16 protein-coding genes and 1 pseudogene are annotated in these 15,000 nt (G+C 70.8%); 6 read left to right on the top strand and 11 right to left on the bottom strand.

Translation table 11 applies throughout. From position 1 onward, the window contains the following. Positions 1-38: 38 nt before the first annotated feature. A complete protein-coding gene (locus PSH25_RS21705; RefSeq protein ID WP_124777657.1) occupies positions 39-428 on the bottom strand; it encodes a hypothetical protein in 390 nt (129 codons plus the stop codon). 155 nt (positions 429-583) lie between these two features. Here PSH25_RS21705 and PSH25_RS21700 point away from each other — a divergent pair, with 155 nt between their 5' ends. Next, the gene (locus tag PSH25_RS21700; protein WP_238660823.1) at positions 584-1,927 is read left to right on the top strand and encodes an ABC transporter substrate-binding protein; all 1,344 of its coding nucleotides are present in this window, start codon (positions 584-586) and stop codon (positions 1,925-1,927) included. A 68-nt stretch (positions 1,928-1,995) separates the two neighbouring features. Here the strand turns inward: PSH25_RS21700 and PSH25_RS21695 are convergent, their stop codons facing one another. Then, a complete protein-coding gene (locus PSH25_RS21695; protein ID WP_238660822.1) occupies positions 1,996-2,739 on the bottom strand; it encodes an enoyl-CoA hydratase/isomerase family protein in 744 nt (247 codons plus the stop codon). A gap of 52 nt (positions 2,740-2,791) precedes the next feature. Further along, positions 2,792-3,649: a 3-hydroxyacyl-CoA dehydrogenase family protein gene (locus tag PSH25_RS21690; protein ID WP_238660821.1), complete on the bottom strand. Its 858-nt coding sequence runs from the start codon at positions 3,647-3,649 to the stop codon at positions 2,792-2,794. A 177-nt stretch (positions 3,650-3,826) separates the two neighbouring features. Between PSH25_RS21690 and PSH25_RS21685 the strand changes: the two genes are divergently transcribed. Further along, complete coding sequence (locus PSH25_RS21685) at positions 3,827-4,114, top strand: hypothetical protein (protein WP_238660820.1); 288 nt, start codon at positions 3,827-3,829, stop codon at positions 4,112-4,114. 49 nt (positions 4,115-4,163) lie between these two features. Here PSH25_RS21685 and PSH25_RS21680 read toward each other — a convergent pair whose 3' ends face one another. Then, entirely contained in the window at positions 4,164-4,943 is a 780-nt protein-coding gene (locus PSH25_RS21680; protein WP_238660819.1) for a class I SAM-dependent methyltransferase, read from the bottom strand. Between the two features lie 54 nt (positions 4,944-4,997). Here PSH25_RS21680 and PSH25_RS21675 point away from each other — a divergent pair, with 54 nt between their 5' ends. Further along, positions 4,998-5,387 (top strand): PPOX class F420-dependent oxidoreductase, encoded by a 390-nt coding sequence (locus PSH25_RS21675; RefSeq protein WP_238660818.1) that lies wholly within the window; start codon positions 4,998-5,000, stop codon positions 5,385-5,387. A 121-nt stretch (positions 5,388-5,508) separates the two neighbouring features. On the opposite strand, the gene PSH25_RS21670 is transcribed toward PSH25_RS21675, so the two are convergent. Both PSH25_RS21670 and PSH25_RS21665 read right to left on the bottom strand, forming a co-directional pair. Beyond that, positions 5,509-5,718 (bottom strand): BldC family transcriptional regulator, encoded by a 210-nt coding sequence (locus PSH25_RS21670; protein WP_007073996.1) that lies wholly within the window; start codon positions 5,716-5,718, stop codon positions 5,509-5,511. A gap of 250 nt (positions 5,719-5,968) precedes the next feature. Then, positions 5,969-6,808, bottom strand: a complete 840-nt coding sequence (locus tag PSH25_RS21665; RefSeq protein ID WP_238660817.1) for a DUF8083 family protein — start codon at positions 6,806-6,808, stop codon at positions 5,969-5,971. 193 nt (positions 6,809-7,001) lie between these two features. On the opposite strand from PSH25_RS21665, the gene PSH25_RS21660 reads away from it, so the two are divergent. Next, complete coding sequence (locus PSH25_RS21660; RefSeq protein ID WP_196920532.1) at positions 7,002-8,084, top strand: Leu/Phe/Val dehydrogenase; 1,083 nt, start codon at positions 7,002-7,004, stop codon at positions 8,082-8,084. A 306-nt stretch (positions 8,085-8,390) separates the two neighbouring features. Further along, entirely contained in the window at positions 8,391-8,606 is a 216-nt protein-coding gene (locus PSH25_RS21655; RefSeq protein WP_030332207.1) for a DUF3073 domain-containing protein, read from the top strand. Positions 8,607-8,742: 136 nt separating this feature from the next. Here PSH25_RS21655 and amcA read toward each other — a convergent pair whose 3' ends face one another. The 5 genes from amcA to PSH25_RS21630 form a co-directional block, all read right to left on the bottom strand. Then, positions 8,743-8,970 (bottom strand): multiple cyclophane-containing RiPP AmcA, encoded by a 228-nt coding sequence (gene amcA, locus PSH25_RS21650; RefSeq protein ID WP_124821604.1) that lies wholly within the window; start codon positions 8,968-8,970, stop codon positions 8,743-8,745. Continuing rightward, the gene (gene amcB, locus PSH25_RS21645) at positions 8,939-10,042 is read right to left on the bottom strand and encodes a cyclophane-forming radical SAM peptide maturase AmcB (RefSeq protein ID WP_308193712.1); all 1,104 of its coding nucleotides are present in this window, start codon (positions 10,040-10,042) and stop codon (positions 8,939-8,941) included. Before amcB ends, amcA begins: the two co-directional genes overlap by 32 nt. A gap of 126 nt (positions 10,043-10,168) precedes the next feature. Next, on the bottom strand, positions 10,169-11,323 hold the full coding sequence (gene purM / locus PSH25_RS21640; protein ID WP_196920530.1) for a phosphoribosylformylglycinamidine cyclo-ligase: 1,155 nt from the start codon (positions 11,321-11,323) through the stop codon (positions 10,169-10,171). 57 nt (positions 11,324-11,380) lie between these two features. Beyond that, positions 11,381-12,919, bottom strand: coding sequence for an amidophosphoribosyltransferase (purF, locus tag PSH25_RS21635; protein WP_238660815.1), 1,539 nt, complete (start codon positions 12,917-12,919; stop codon positions 11,381-11,383). Between the two features lie 167 nt (positions 12,920-13,086). Then, positions 13,087-13,440, bottom strand: a complete 354-nt coding sequence (locus tag PSH25_RS21630) for a sterol carrier family protein (protein WP_238660814.1) — start codon at positions 13,438-13,440, stop codon at positions 13,087-13,089. A 161-nt stretch (positions 13,441-13,601) separates the two neighbouring features. On the opposite strand from PSH25_RS21630, the pseudogene PSH25_RS21625 reads away from it, so the two are divergent. Further along, a pseudogene (locus PSH25_RS21625) lies at positions 13,602-15,000 on the top strand (carboxypeptidase regulatory-like domain-containing protein); the annotation flags it as partial.

Genomic DNA, 15,000 nt, shown 5'->3' with positions numbered 1-15,000 from the left:
CAGCCGCGCACCGGCGGCGCGTCACCCGGCGGGGTCGCTCAGCCGGCCCGGCTGCGCAGGGTGGCGATCGTCGAACCGGCGAGCGTGAGCAGGCAGTCGGGGAGCAGCCCGTCGGCCGCCGCCGCGCCGAACAGGGCCTCGCCGGTCGGTTCGTCCCGATTCGCGTACGCGCTGACGAAGCGGGCCACCCAGCGGGTGTCGTACCCGGCCTGGTCGATCCCCGGAAAGTCGAGCGCGGCCCCACTGGCCGCCGGCGCGTCACCGAGCATGGTCGCGGCCAGGCACCAGGCGACCCCGTACGCGCCGCTCAGGCCGGCCCGGTCGACGACCGCGTCGAACGCTCCCACCACCGCGTCTCCATCGCCGGTCAGCGCCGAGCGGAGCACGGCGGCCGCGTCATCGAACGTCTGCTGTGGTAGGTCCGTCACGCAGCGCACAGTAGGACGGGTGGTCAAGCTTCCCCGCAACCGTCACTGTGCGTGTTCAACGCGAGCTACCTGCGCATTACGCCACCTCCACGGTCCCGCCGCCGGCCTCGGCACGCTAATGTGCGCAGCGGACCTTCGCCGGAGGAAGGACGACCATGTTCGAATCACGCCGCTCGCGGGTAGCCACACTGGCTGCCTGCGCGACGATCCTGCTCGCCACAAGCGCTTGCGGGGATGACAAGCCCGAGGAGGCAAGCGCCCAACAGGTGCGCCTCTACGGCACGGACGGCAACATGCTCAACTCCTATCCCGCGGAGTTGAAGGAACGGGCCAGTCTCGTCGACGGGATGAAGGGCACCACGCCCCTCGTTCCGCTGCCGGACGACTTCAAGAGCCGGCTACGGGCCGTCAATCCGGCGCTGACGGACTACCTGTACTCCGCCGAGACGTACGACGCGGTGGTGATCGCCGTGCTCGCCGCTCAGCTGGCCGGAAGCACCGACCCGGCTGCCATCGCGAAGCAGATCGTCGCCGTGACCAACGACGGGCAGCGCTGCGAAGACCCGGCGAGCTGTCTCGCGCTCGCCCGCAACGGACAGGACATCGAGTACCGCGGCGTCTCGCTGACCCGGGCGGGCTTCACCGACAAGGGTGAGCCGGCCACCGCGAGCTACGCCACGCTGACCTTCGACGGGCAGCAGATCAACGACGGTAAGACCGAGTTCGTCGGCGCGGGCATCGAGTCGGCGGCGAGCACCAAGACGCCGCCGAAGCCGAAGAAGCAGCGCGCGGGCGGCAACGACGACCAGGAGCCGCTGATCCTCGGCGGCCTGTTGCCGAAGACCGGTGACCTCGCGATTGCCTACCCGCCGATGGCCGCCGGCGCCGCGCTGGCGATCAGGGAGATCAACGCCGCCAGCGGCGCACTGGGCAAGCCGGTGACGTGGCTGGACGGCGACGACGGCACCAACCCGGCAGTGGCCAAGGCCACGGTGGCCAAGCACGTGACGGACGGCGTCAGCGTGATCATCGGCGCGGGCGGTTCGGGCATCTCCCGGGCGGTGCTGCCGGACGTGGTGCAGGCCGGGAAGATCCTCTTCTCCCCGTCCAACACCGACAGCAGCCTGACCGACGTGGAGGACGGGGGTCTCTACTTCCGCACCGCCCCGCCGGACAGCCTCCAGGGCCGGGCGCTGGCCGACGTGATCCTCCGCGACGGGTCACAGAAGATCGTCATCGTCGCCCGCAAGGACTCCTACGGTGAGGGCCTGCAGGGCACCGTCCGCGACGAGCTGGAGAAGGCCGGTATCGCCACTGACCGGCTCAAGCTGTTGACGTACGAGCCGCCGGCCGATGCGAAGGCCGCGCCTGTCGACTTCAGCGGCGGCGCGAAGGAGATCAAGGAATTCGGCGCGGACGCCGTACTGATCATCGGTTTCGGGGAGTCCGCCCAGGTGATCCGCGGCCTGGCCGACGCCGGGGTGCAGATCCGCCAGTAAGCAGGACCCGGAGGCCCACGACGGCCGCACCGGCTTCCCGCCGGTGCGGCCGTTTCTGGTACGTGGGATCAGCGGGCCCGGCGGCGCTCCAGGAACTCGGTCATCCGGCGGTGCTTCTCGTCGTCCTCGAAGAGCACCGCCTGGCTGACCAGGTCGAGGTGCGGGTGTGCGGCGGCGGGCGCGTCCACCGCCAGCTTGGTCAGCCGCACCGCCAACGGTGAGCCCAGGGCGATCTCGTCCAGCAACGCGTGCGCCACCGTCAGCAGCTCGCCGGGCTCGTCCACCACCCGGTTCACCAGGCCGATCCGCAGCGCCTCGGTGGCGTCCACCCGCCGGCCGGTGAAGAGCAGCTCCTTGGCCCGGCCCTCACCGATCAACGCGGGCAACCGGTGGGTCGCGCCGGCGCCGGCCAGGATGCCCAACCGCACCTCCGGCTGGCCGAAGACCGCCCGCGCCGTGCACACCCGCAGATCGCAGGCGTACGCCAGCTCCGCGCCACCGCCCAACGCCGGCCCGTCGACGGCCGCCACGGTCGGCATCGGCAGCGCCCGGATGCGGGCGAAGGCGGCCGAGTTGATCGCGGCGAGGGCGTCCGTGCGGCCCCGTTCGCGGAGCTGGCCGATGTCGGCGCCACCGGCGAAGATGCCCGCCGCGCCGCCGGTGAGCAGCAGCAGGCGCGGGCGCGCCTCCAACTCGGCGCAGACCTGGTGCAGCTCGGCGATCAGGTCGGCGTCGATGGCGTTGCGCTTCTCCGGCCGGTCAAGCGTGACCACCAGCCGGTCGGGCCGCTCCTCGATCCGTAACCCGCTCACTCTGCCGACCTTCCGTTCGCGACTGCGGGGCTCGCAAGCTCACTCCTCGCGCTCACTGCTTGACACCGCCTTCCCAGCGGTAGAAGCCCTGCCCGGACTTCTTACCCAGCCGCCCAGCGGCCACCATCTCCACCAGCAGCGGCGGCGGCGCGAAGCGGTCCCCGTACGCGGCCTGGAGGGTGCGGGCGATGTCCAGCCGCACGTCGAGGCCGACCAGGTCGGTGAGCTCCAGCGGCCCGATCGGATGCCGGTAGCCGAGGACCATGGCCTTGTCGATGTCCGCCGGGCTGGCCACCTCGTCGGCGACCATCCGGATCGCCTCCAGTCCGAGGGTGACCCCGAGCCGGGAGGTGGCGAAGCCGGGCATGTCGCGTACGACGACGGGGTCCTTGCCCAGCCGGCCGGCGAGCGCGACGGCCGCGGCGGTGGTCTCCTCGGCGGTGGCCGGGCCGACCACGATCTCCAGCAGCGCCATCGCCCAGACCGGGTTGAAGAAGTGCAGGCCGAGGAAGCGCTCGGGCGCGTCCAGCTCGGCGGCCAGCGCGCCGATGGCGATGCTGGAGGTGTTGCTGCCCAGCAGGGCCGGACGCAGCGCGGCGGCGTCCCGCAGCACCGCGCGCTTGAGGTCGAGGCGCTCCGGCACCGCCTCCACGATCACCTCGGGGGCGGGAGCGACCTCGGCGAGGGTCGGACGCAGCGTCACCCGCTGTCGGTTGGTGGCGGCCTCGTCGGCGCTCAGCTTCCCGCGCTGCACCGCCCGCTCCCACAGTTCGGCGAGCCGGCTCAGCGCGGCAGCACCCCGCTGGGGGTCCACCTCGACCAACTCGACGGCATGCCCGGCACCGGCCGCCACGTAGGCGATGCCGAGCCCCATCGTGCCGGCACCGACGACCACGAAACGATCGCTCATCACGCCTCCCTGTCCCGCCCGCCGGCGCGCGGGGTCCCCGCCGCACCGGCACGGGTGTCCCGCCCGCTCCGCTCGCTCATGGTGCGACCCTAGACAGCGCGACGACCCGGCCCAGGCTTGGGGGAGCGCGGGATCGGGTAATGACCGCCCGTCAACCGAGGGAAGGACCACACCGAGATGAGCCAGGCACCGGAGAGCGTCACCGACGGGGAGACCGTGGAGACCCGAGGCGACGAGCGGGTCGAGCTTCTGCGCGCCGACACCAACAACGACGGCAAGACCGACGTGTGGGTGGTGGACACCGACGGCGACGGCAAGGCCGACCTGTTCCAGTTCGACACCGACGGTGACGGCAAGGTGGACATCACCATGGTCGACATCGACGAGGACGGCCAGCCGGACGAGGTGGTCGACGGTGACGGCGGCCTTCCGCCCGAGCAGCTTCCCCCGACCGTTCAGGTCTGAGACGTACGACGGCCCTCGCTCTCCGCCCGGCGGAGGGCGGGGGCCTCGCTCAGTCCCCGAGGCGCAGGGTTGCCAGGTAGTAGGGGGCGTCCCGGTCGTCCACATCGGTCAACCGCCAGCCGCTGCCGTGCACGAGGCCGGCGAACTCGTCGGCCGAGCAGACCAGGTAGTCGAACCACTCGGTGCTCAACTCGCGGTAGCGCAGCCGCAACCGCAACTGGCCACCGAGCCGGCCGCGCCGACGGTTGCGCTCGTGATAGCCGGTGTGCAGGGGGTCGCGGGTGCCGTACGGGTCGGTGCCCTGCGCGATGATCTGCGCCCCCGGTCGGGCCAGCGCGGCGAGCGCGGCCAGGAACCCGGGAGCGCGCTCCCGCCCCTCGAACAGCCCGAGGTTGTTGCCGAGCAGCAGGAACGTGTCGTACCGCGGGCCGTCGGCGACGTGCGTGTCGACGGTCCCGTGCACCAGCCGCCGGACCCCGCGACGCCGACTCACCTGCAGCGCGCCCGCGGAGGTGTCCAGCCCGGTGACCGGTACGCCGAGCTCCTGGAGCCGCAGCGCGATCCGGCCGGCTCCGGTGCCGACGTCCAACGTCTCGCCGCTCGCCCGGTCCACCGCGCGGTGGTCGTACGGCTGCCACTCCGCCGGCCCGTCCAGGTAGTGCGCGGCCGGCGCGCCGTTGATCAGACCGTCGTCCCGTTCGATGATCTCGATGACCGGTCGCGGCAGTCGACCCCCGACCAGGGGCCGGGGCCCCACCCCGGTGGCCACGGCGAGCGTGTCTCGCAGCAGTTCACCGACCACGTCACCGATTAGAGGCTCAACCGTCACGACGTTCACGCTATCCGGCCACTCAGTGGCCCGCGCCGGCCGTATCCTGGCGGCGTGACCACGCTGGACCGGCTGTCGGCCGAGAAATACATCCTGCTCACGACCTTCCGCAAGGACGGTCGGGCGGTGCCGACTCCGGTCTGGGCGGTACGCGACGGCGAGGCGTTGGCGGTCTGGACCCGGGCCGACTCGGGCAAGGTGAAGCGGATCCGCCGCAACGGCGAGGTGACAGTGGCACCGTGCGACGTGCGGGGCCGGCCACACGGGGCTGAGGTGTCAGCTCACGCAACGATCTACGGGTCCAGTGACACCGGTCGGGTCCGGGACCTGCTGAAGCACAAGTACCGCCTGATCGGCCGGTTGAGCCTGCTGGCCAGCCGGTTGCGCCGCGACGAGGGCGGCACGGTCGGCATCCGGGTGACGTTGGCCGAGCCGCAGCGCTGACCCGCGGCCGGCGTCGTGTTCGGCGGGCGCGTCGTGTTCGGCGGCCGGCGTCGTGTTCGGCGGGCATGGAAAGGGGCGGCGGATCGAGATCCACCGCCCCTGACGAAGAACTATCGCCGGCTCAGTCGCCCTGCCGCTGCTGCGGGATCTGGCCCTGCAGCAGCGCCCTGACCTCCGACTCACGGTACCGACGGTGGCCACCCAGGGTGCGGATGGCACTGAGCTTGCCAGCCTTGGCCCACCGGGTCACCGTCTTCGGGTCGACCCGGAACATCGACGCCACCTCGGCCGGCGTGAGTAGCGGCTCTGGTTCGTGCGTTCGCGATGCCATCGGTCACTCCTCCACATGTATAGACATCGGCCGGGGTCCCGCCGGCCGACGCGTCTCCCATGGTCCGGCTAGTCCCCGATGTCCGACATGGGCCGAACGGATGAAGGTCCCTAGACGGACGGATGAACCATGCCCGATTTTTACGACTTTTACACGGCAGAAAGTACCTTATTCGGACTCATGATCACGGTTCGTGATGCGTCAACTACGAGCGCAACTCACCTTGGGAGCGCTCCTAGGGTGATATGCCCTAGTTGCACCGCTCCAAAAGCTGCACCGCGCGCCACCGAGCCACCAACTTGTCGTACGCGGCGGACGCCTCCTCGGCCTCGCCGCGGGACAGCCCCGCGAGACCACCGGCAACCAGTTCGGGCGAGTCGTCAGCGGCGAGCGTGTCGTCGGAGAGCAGGTCGACCAAACCGCCGTAGTCCAGCTCCACCACGGACCGCGGGTGGAACTCCTCCAGCCAGCGGGCCGCCTCCTCCACCGCCTCGGTGATCGGCGCCTCGCCCACCGACTTGCGCAGCACCGACAGCGCCCGTGACGAGCGGCGTCGCGCCTTGGAGATCTCGGTGCGGTAGCGCAGCGCCCGCCGGCCCGGCTGGGTGACCAGGTCCCGCTCCGCCGGGTCGAAGAGCACGAACCACCGCAGCGGTACGCCCCAGGTGGCGATCTGCTCGTGCACCCGGGGCACCCCGTGCTCCAGCACCCGGGCCCCACTGCGCCAGTCGTCCACCACCGCCCTGGCCTGTCCGGCGAGCACCGGCGGCACGAAGGCGTCGGCGAGCACCGAGGGCACCCCGTCCCGGGCGCTCAGCGCCGCCTCAGCGACCCGGATGCGCAGGTTCCACGGGCAGACCAGCAGGCCGTCGTCCGTCTCCAGGACGTACGCCTCCTCCGGCAGGTCCGGTAGCCGGGTCCAGCCGGCGCCCAGCGCCTCGATCACCGCCGTCCGCTGCCGACCGGGCCCCTCGACCGGAGCCACCGCCCGCCCCTCGGAGACGTAGCGGCGCCAGTAGCTCTGCCGGTCTCGATCGAAGGCGGCCAACGGTTCGTACACGCGCAGGTAAGAAGCGAAGAGCGACGGCACCGCGCGATCCTCCCACGAACCACGCCCGTACGCGCCCAGCGGCCGGAGCACGCGCGCCGCAACATGGGACGGCGGTGGCGCGTCGAGCGCCCGCAGGGCAGCCGATACTAGGCTCGATCACACCGGCAGCATCCCCGCCGGGGTCCACCAGGTCCGCGTCCCACAAGGACGCACACCACCGTAGGAGCCAACCATGGGCGTATTCGCGAGCACCGACGACCCGGTATCGACCGGTCACGAACAGGTCGTGTTCTGCCAGGACAAGCAGAGCGGCCTGAAGGCGATCATCGGGATCTACTCCACGGCGCTGGGCCCGGCGCTCGGCGGCACCCGCTTCTACCCGTACGCGAGCGAGGACGACGCCCTCGCCGACGTGCTGGACCTGTCCCGTGGGATGGCGTACAAGAACGCGCTCGCCGGGCTGGACCTGGGCGGCGGCAAGGCCGTCATCTGGGGTGACCCGGAGCAGATCAAGAGCGAGGCGCTGCTGCGCGCGTACGGCCGCTTCGTGGAGTCCCTGGGTGGCCGCTACTACACCGCCTGTGATGTCGGCACGTACGTGGCGGACATGGACGTGGTGGCCCGGGAGACTCGCTACGTGACCGGGCGCAGCGTGGAGCACGGTGGCGCCGGCGACTCGTCGATCCTCACCGCCTGGGGTGTCTTCCAGGGGATGCGGGCCGCGGCCGAGCACGTGTGGGGCACCCCGAGCCTGCGGGGCCGGCGGGTCGGTGTGGCCGGCCTGGGCAAGGTCGGTAAGTACCTCACCGGGCACCTGCTGGAGGATGGCGCCGAGGTGGTCGCCACCGACGTCAACCCGAAGGCGCTGGCCTGGGTGCGCACCAACCACCCGCAGGTCACCCTCGTCGACGACTCCAGCGCGCTGGTCGCCGCGGACCTCGACGTGTACGCGCCGTGCGCGCTGGGCGGCGCCCTGAACGACGACACCGTGCCGGCGTTGCGCGCCAAGGTGGTGACCGGGGCGGCGAACAACCAGCTCGCCCACCCGGGCATCGAGAAGCTGCTGGCCGACCGGGGCATCCTCTACACCCCGGACTACGTGGTCAACGCGGGCGGCGTCATCCAGGTGGCCGACGAGATCGAGGGCTTCAACTTCGACCGGGCGAAGCTGCGGGCGACCCGGATCTACGACACCACCCGCGAGATCCTGCACCTGGCTGACGCGGAGGGCGTGCCCCCGGCCGTGGCCGCCGACCGGCTGGCGGAGCGGCGGATGGCGGACGTCGGCCGGCTGCGCGCGATCCACCTGCGCTGAGCGGTCCGTTCCCGGGGGCGGATCGACGAGATCCGCCTCCGGGCCCCCGACGCCGGGTCCAGCTGGGTAAGCTGAGCCCGGGTCAATTTTGATGCGGTTTGTCCGGTGTCACGGGCGCTAACCGTTCCGCTCCTTACCCGGTACACTGGGTGACGGCCGGATCGACGCGACGCGCAGAGCCGGCTGACGGTAACCCGAGGTGCCGAACGGTGGCATCCCCATGTACCGTAAGAGCCACGAGAGATGCCTGACGTCATCGGGGCCCGCCTTCGGGCTGCCCCGCATTCTGTGCGAGGGGGTCGAGCCATGGGGCGCGGCCGTGCTAAGGCCAAGCAGACTAAGGTGGCGCGGGAGTTGAAGTACCACTCCCCGAACACCGACCTCACCGCTTTGCAGCGCGAACTGGCGGGTGCTGGTAAGTCTGAGCACCACTTCGACGACGACTCTAAAGAGTTCGTCGACGACGATGATGAGGATCACGCGGACGACGATCCGGATCCCTGGGTCCGTCCGACCCGCTGACCTCTCGACGCAGCTGAGCACGCGGTAACCCCCGCGTGCTCACGCGCGTACTGTGCAGGTGCAGCCGCCGACGATCAGGGGCCTGGCCCGACCGGAGCCATCCGGCCGCTCGACAGGCCCCTGACAACGGCTCCCCTCAGCGCGGGCGATTGTTCCAGTTGTAGAACGTCGGGATGTTCTCGAAGTGGTTCCAGGCACAGACCGCGCTGGAGCCGTCTCCGCCCGACACCTCCGAGCGCAGCCGCCGTGCGTCCTCGGCCTCCTGGAGCAGCGCGACGAGCGCGGGAGCCGCGTCTCGCACCCGTTCGGTGACTCCGTCGTCCGCTTCGCGTTCAGGCCGCCGGTGACTCGTGGTCTCGGGCATGCTCCAACACTCCCTCCAGTAGGCGGATCTTGCTGTTGCGGCAGTGCTCGGTCTCCGTACCGTCAAAACGCCCCAGCTCGAAGTAACGGTTGGCGGCATGGCCACCGCCGCAGAAGCCGAAGTACGGGCAGGACGCCCGACACGCCTCCACCCCGGCCAGGAACTCCCCCACCCACGGCGTCGCCGCCGCGTCGCCGAGGATCTGCGCCAACGGGGTCGTCAGCACGTTGCCGCTGCTGAAGTCGCCGTAGTGCGGGTCGGTGAAACCGGCCAACTCCGGGCTGAGGACGATCACCGAGCCGTCGTGACCGATGGTCGGGATCGGGTCCAGTTGGCGAGGCAGAACCCCGTCCGCCGAGTTGTCGAGCACCGCCGCGGCGTAGCGCAACGACCACTCGATCTCGCGGAGGTGGATCCGGGGCTCCCGACGCCACGCCCCGACCAACTCCGCCCAGAACGCGGAAACCGCCAACGGGTCGTGGCGGTTGTCGCGGGTGTTGACCCCCTCGGTCTCCTCGATGTTGATGCCCAGCACGTCGCAGCCCAACTCAAGGAAGTAGTCGTACAGCTCGGTGGCGAGCCCCGGCTCCGGCCGGGACACCACGGCCAACGCCGAGAAGGGCAGACCGCGACGGCGCAGCGCCGAGATGCCGTGCAGAATCCGGTCGTACGCCGGCTGACCGCCCCGGTTGACCCGGTCGCCGTTGCGCGCCCGGGGCCCGTCGACGCTCACGCTCACCCGCATCTCGTGCCGTACGAAGAAATCGCACCAGTCGTCGTCGATGAGGGTGGCGTTGGTCTGCACGTGATGCTCGACCTCGGGCCCGAATGGCGCGATCAGGTCGGCCAGGTGCTCTCGACCGGCGGCCAGGGGCTCGCCGCCATGCCACACGACGGAGAAGCGACCGTTCGCCGCCCACGGGTTGACCGCGACCGCGACCGCCTCGGCCACCGCCACCGGCATCCGGCGGTCGGCGGCCCGAAACGGCAGGTAGCAGTACGCGCAGTCGAGGTTGCAGAGGGTGGTGGGCTGCATGACGACGTACGACGGGACGGCGGCCAGACCGCGCATCCCGCTGAACGACTGTCCCCGAGCAGCCATCGCCCTCCTCCGCCTAGCCTGAGCCCTTCAGGCTAGGCGGCATTGGCCACTCGGGTGAAGCCCTGATCAGGTGCCCGTACGATCACCAGACTGTGATCATCCCCGGGTGTGCTGGCCAACCATCTGCACGTTGCCGGTGCCCTCGATGATCTCGCCCGCTTGCCACGCCTCGACGCCACGGCCGGTCAGAGTGGCCAGCGCCCGGTCGGCGTCCTCGGCGGAAACGATCGCGAACATGCCGACGCCCATGTTGAAGGTCGACTCCATGTCGTGGTCGTCGATCCGACCCTTCGTCTGGATCAGGTCGAAGATCGGCTGCGGCTTCCAGGTGGACCGGTTGACCACCGCGTCGACGTGCTCGGGCAGCACCCGGACCAGGTTGCCGGGGATGCCGCCACCGGTGATGTGGGACAGCGCCCGCACCTCGGCCTCGGCGATCAGCTTGAGGCAGTCCTTGGCGTAGATCTTGGTCGGGGTGAGCAGCTCCTCACCGAGGGTCCGCTGCCGACCGAAGTCGTCGATCACGATGTCCAGACGCATCCGGGCCGCGCCCAGCAGCACGTGCCGGACCAGCGAGTAGCCGTTGGAGTGCAGGCCGGAGGAGCGCATGGCGATCACCACGTCGCCCACCTCGACCCGCTCCGGGCTGAGGATGTCGGCTTCCTCGACCACGCCCACACCGGTCGCGGAGATGTCGTACTCGTCCGGGCGCAGCACGCCGGGGTGCTCGGCGGTCTCCCCGCCCAGCAGCGCGCAGCCGGCGTAGCGGCAGCCGTCGGCGATGCCCGCGCCGATCTCGGCGACCTTGTCCGGGACGACCTCGCCGGTGGCGATGTAGTCGAGCAGGAACAGCGGCTCGGCGCCGCAGGCCACCAGGTCGTCGACGACCATCGCGACCAGGTCGATGCCGACCGTGTCGTGAATGTCCATCTGCTGGGCGATCACCAGCTTGGTGCCCACCCCGTCGGTGGAGGACGCCAGGATCGGGCTCTTGTACTTCTTCGTGTCCAGGCGGAACAGGCCCGCGAAGCCACCGAGGTCACCGAGCACCTCGGGGCGGCGGGTCTGCCGCACCTTCGACTTGAGCAGCTCCACCGCGCGGTCGCCCGCGTCGATGGAGACGCCGGCGTCGGCGTACGAGACCGAGCGTTTGCGCGCCTGGCGGCCAGCACCGCCCGTCCAGGGCTGGCGGTCGCCGCCGGCGCCGGTCGGGCTGCTTCCTGCGCCGCTGCGCTCGGACACGTGCGTCACGGTTCTCCCCTTTGGTTCTCGGTGCCGCCGGCGGTAGCCGGGCCGCGCCGGTTGGTGCTACGGGCGGTTTGCGGTAACGCCACCCGGAGTGGCGACGGACGAGCCGTTGGTGTGCGGGGTCTCCGGCGCCGAGTTGGCGACGCGTCGACCCACCCCTTCGAGCACGTGCTTGCCGATCAGGTTGCCGGCCGGCAACTCGATCGGGTACTCCCCATCGAAACACGCCCGACACAGCCGGGTCTTCGGCTGCTCGGTCGCGGCGATCAGGCCGGGAAGGGAAACGAACCCCAGCGTGTCGGCGCCGATGGAGCGCCGGATGCCGTCGTTGTCCAACCCGTTGGCCAGCAGCTCCGCCCGGGTGGCGAAGTCGATGCCGTAGAAGCACGGCCAGCTCACCGGCGGGGAGGAGATCCGGACGTGCACCTCCAGCGCCCCCGCCTCACGCAGCATCCGCACGATGGCGCGCTGCGTGTTACCGCGCACGATCGAGTCGTCCACCACCACCAACCGCTTGCCGCGGACGTTCTCCCGCAGCGGGTTCAGCTTGAGCCGGATGCCGAGCTGACGCAGGGTCTGCGACGGCTGGATGAAGGTGCGCCCCACGTACGGGTTCTTCATCAGACCGGCGCCGTACGTGATGCCGGACGCCTCCGCGTACCCGATCGCGGCTGGAGTGCCCGACTCGGGCACCGGGATCACCAGGTCGGCCTCGACCGGGTGCTCCTTGGCCAACTGCCGGCCGATCTGCACCCGCGCCGAGTGGACGTTGCGCCCGGCGATCGTGGCATCCGGGCGAGCGATGTAGACGTACTCGAAGAGGCAGCCCTTCGGCTCCGGCGCGGCGAACCGGGTGGAGCGCAGGCCGTTCTCGTCGATCGCGATCAGCTCGCCCGGCTCGACCTCGCGCACCACGCTGGCGCCGACGATGTCCAGGGCGGCCGTCTCGCTGGCGACGACCCAACCGCGCTCCAGGCGGCCGAGCACCAGCGGGCGGACGCCGTGCGGGTCGCGGGCCGCGTAGAGGGTCGACTCGTCCATGAAGACGAAGCTGAACGCGCCGCGCAGCTGCGGCAGCACCTCCAGCGCGGCCGCCTCGACCGACAGATCCGGTCGGCTGGCGAGCAGCATCGTCACCAGGGAGGTGTCATTTGTCGAACCGTCCGCGATGAGGCCGCGCTCGGCGACCTCCTTCTCCAGCTCGGCGGTGTTGACCAGGTTGCCGTTGTGGGCCAGCGCGATGGTCGTGCCGGAAGTGGTCGACCGGATCGTCGGCTGGGCGTTCTCCCAGTTCGACGCGCCGGTGGTGGAGTATCGGGCGTGCCCGATCGCCAGGTGACCGCGCAGGCTCGCCAGGGTGGGCTCGTCGAAGACCTGCGCCACCAGGCCAAGGTCCTTGTAGACCACCACGCCGGACCCATCGCTCACCGCGATGCCCGCCGCCTCCTGGCCGCGGTGCTGCAGGGCGTAGAGGCCGAAGTAGGTCAGATTGGCAACCTCTTCGCCGGGGGCCCAGACGCCGAAGACGCCACAGGCATCCTGGGGGCCAGGTCGTTGGGGGTCAAGGTCGTGGCTCAGCCGGCCGTCGCCTCGGGGCACCTACCGCTCCCTCATGCTGGTCTGGACCGGCTGGGCGGGATCGCGGGTGGATCCACACTTCTCTGCCGGGACCACTGTCATCGCCTGACAGTGTACGCGAATCGACGTCAATACAGAAAGTCACGATTCCCTTGCTCCGCGTCACGCTGAGTGGGACATCGGGACGACTAGAGGGGCAGATACGCCGAGAGGTCCGCGCGGTTGCCACTCATCTGGACGCGACCGTCGGTGACCGCCTCCGCCCAGGCAACCCTGCCGGTCGCCAACTCCAACCAGGTGGCGGGGGCCATCTCGACCACGTTTGGTGGATTTCCTCTGGTGTGTCGAGGCCCCGGTACGCACTGGATCGCCCCGTATGGTGGGACGCGCACCTCCACCGATCGGCCGGGGGCGCGCTCCGCGAGGACGGCCAACAACGACCGGACCGCCTCTCGGAACACCGGCCGTTCGGGTGTACGCCCCTCGTCGAGCGCCGACAACGCGGCCGTAACGGCAGCGGACTTACTGTGCGGAGAGGACACGACGGGACGATACGACCCCCAGGCCAGACACGCGACGCTGGCCCTGGGTCGCGCTCATGCAGTCGGACAAGGCATAGTTGCCGACGGCGTATTCGTACCGTGATGATCCCCGGCCCGGCGCCCCGCCGGCCAGAGGGAAGTCAGCCCGGAAGGCGGTGGACGTGTCAACACACCGACGTGCCTGGAAGCAGCGGGCCGGTGTGGTCGTAGCGCTGGTTGCCGGCGCTCTGCTCGCCGTCCCCGCCACACCAGCCATGGCCGCAGAGGTCAGCGTTTCCCCCAGCTCAATCACCGTAAACGCCGGCAGCGACGCCACAATCACCGTGCGCGTCACCGGGGGTAACAACGACGAGTCGGCGAAGGTCAGCCTCTCCGGCCTGCCGTCCGGCGTCAGTTGCGCCAGTGGTTGCGGCGATGTCAAACTCAACGGCGGCGGCCTGGGCAACCCGACAGGGTCGGTGCTGGTCCGGATCGCCGCCAACGACAACGCTGGCGACGCGACCGCGACTGTCACGGTGGCCGTCGAGGCCGAGTCTGGCCCGGACACCGCCACCGTCTCGCTGACCGTGAAGGGCAAGGCCGCTCCTCCGCCGCCGCAGAACCAGACCGTGCGGTCGGTCGCCGGCAAGGTGGTCGCGCAGGCGGACGGCAAGGCCGTGCCGAACGCTTTCGTGGTTCTCCAGGACACCGCCGGTCACCGCTACGACGCGACGAGCGACGCTAGCGGCAACTTCCGGTTCACCGGCACCACCGACAAGCCGATCACGCCCGGACGGATCGACCTGGGCGCGTCGTTCGACAACATCAAGGCCTTCAAGTCCTTGAACGCCAGCGCCGGCCAGGCCATCACCGGGCAGCGGCTCAGCCTCGCGATCAAGGTCGAGGTGACGCCCAGCGCCACCCCGTCCGCCACCCCCGAGGCCACTCCCACCGAGGAGGCGACCGAGGAGGGCACCGAGGAGGAGCCCACCGAGGAAGCCAGCCAGGGTGCTCCGGCCAACGCCGCGAACAACGAGGACAGCGGCGGCCTCGGCTCGTACATGATCATCCTGCTGGGTGGTCTCCTGGTCGCCGCCGGTGTCGGCACGATCGTGCTGCTCTGGATGAAGCGCAGGGAGAACGGCGACGACGACGACGCCCCGGCGGCTGCCGGTGGCGGCGGTGTCGTGCCGCCCTCGCGGGGCGGGTTCCGCGGTCCCGACGACCAGACCCGGGTGGTCGGCGGTCGTCCCGGCGGCGGAGCGGACCCGACCATGGTCGGCGGCGCGGCGCTGAGCGAGGCGCCGACGATGATGCACCGCCCGGTGGTCGACGACGTTCCACCGGACCCGTACGGCGCGCCTGCGCAGGCGTACGGCGGCGCGGGTCAGCAGGGCTGGGGCGGCGCCGGTTACGGCGACGAGCCGGCACCCGGCTACGGCGCGGGCGGTTACGGCAACGCCCCCGCCTCTTGCGGCGGCTACGGCGCTCCGGGCGGCCCGGAGGGCGGCTACGGCGCCGGTGCGGCCGGTGACGGTTACGGCGCCGCGCCCGGTGCCGGCTACGGCAACGCCCCGGCTT

The organism is Micromonospora foliorum (assembly GCF_022229015.1).
Classification (GTDB): Bacteria; Actinomycetota; Actinomycetes; order Mycobacteriales; family Micromonosporaceae; genus Micromonospora; species Micromonospora foliorum.
The sequence above is the reverse complement of the archived record's forward strand: the minus strand, read 5'-3'. Positions and strand labels throughout refer to the sequence as shown.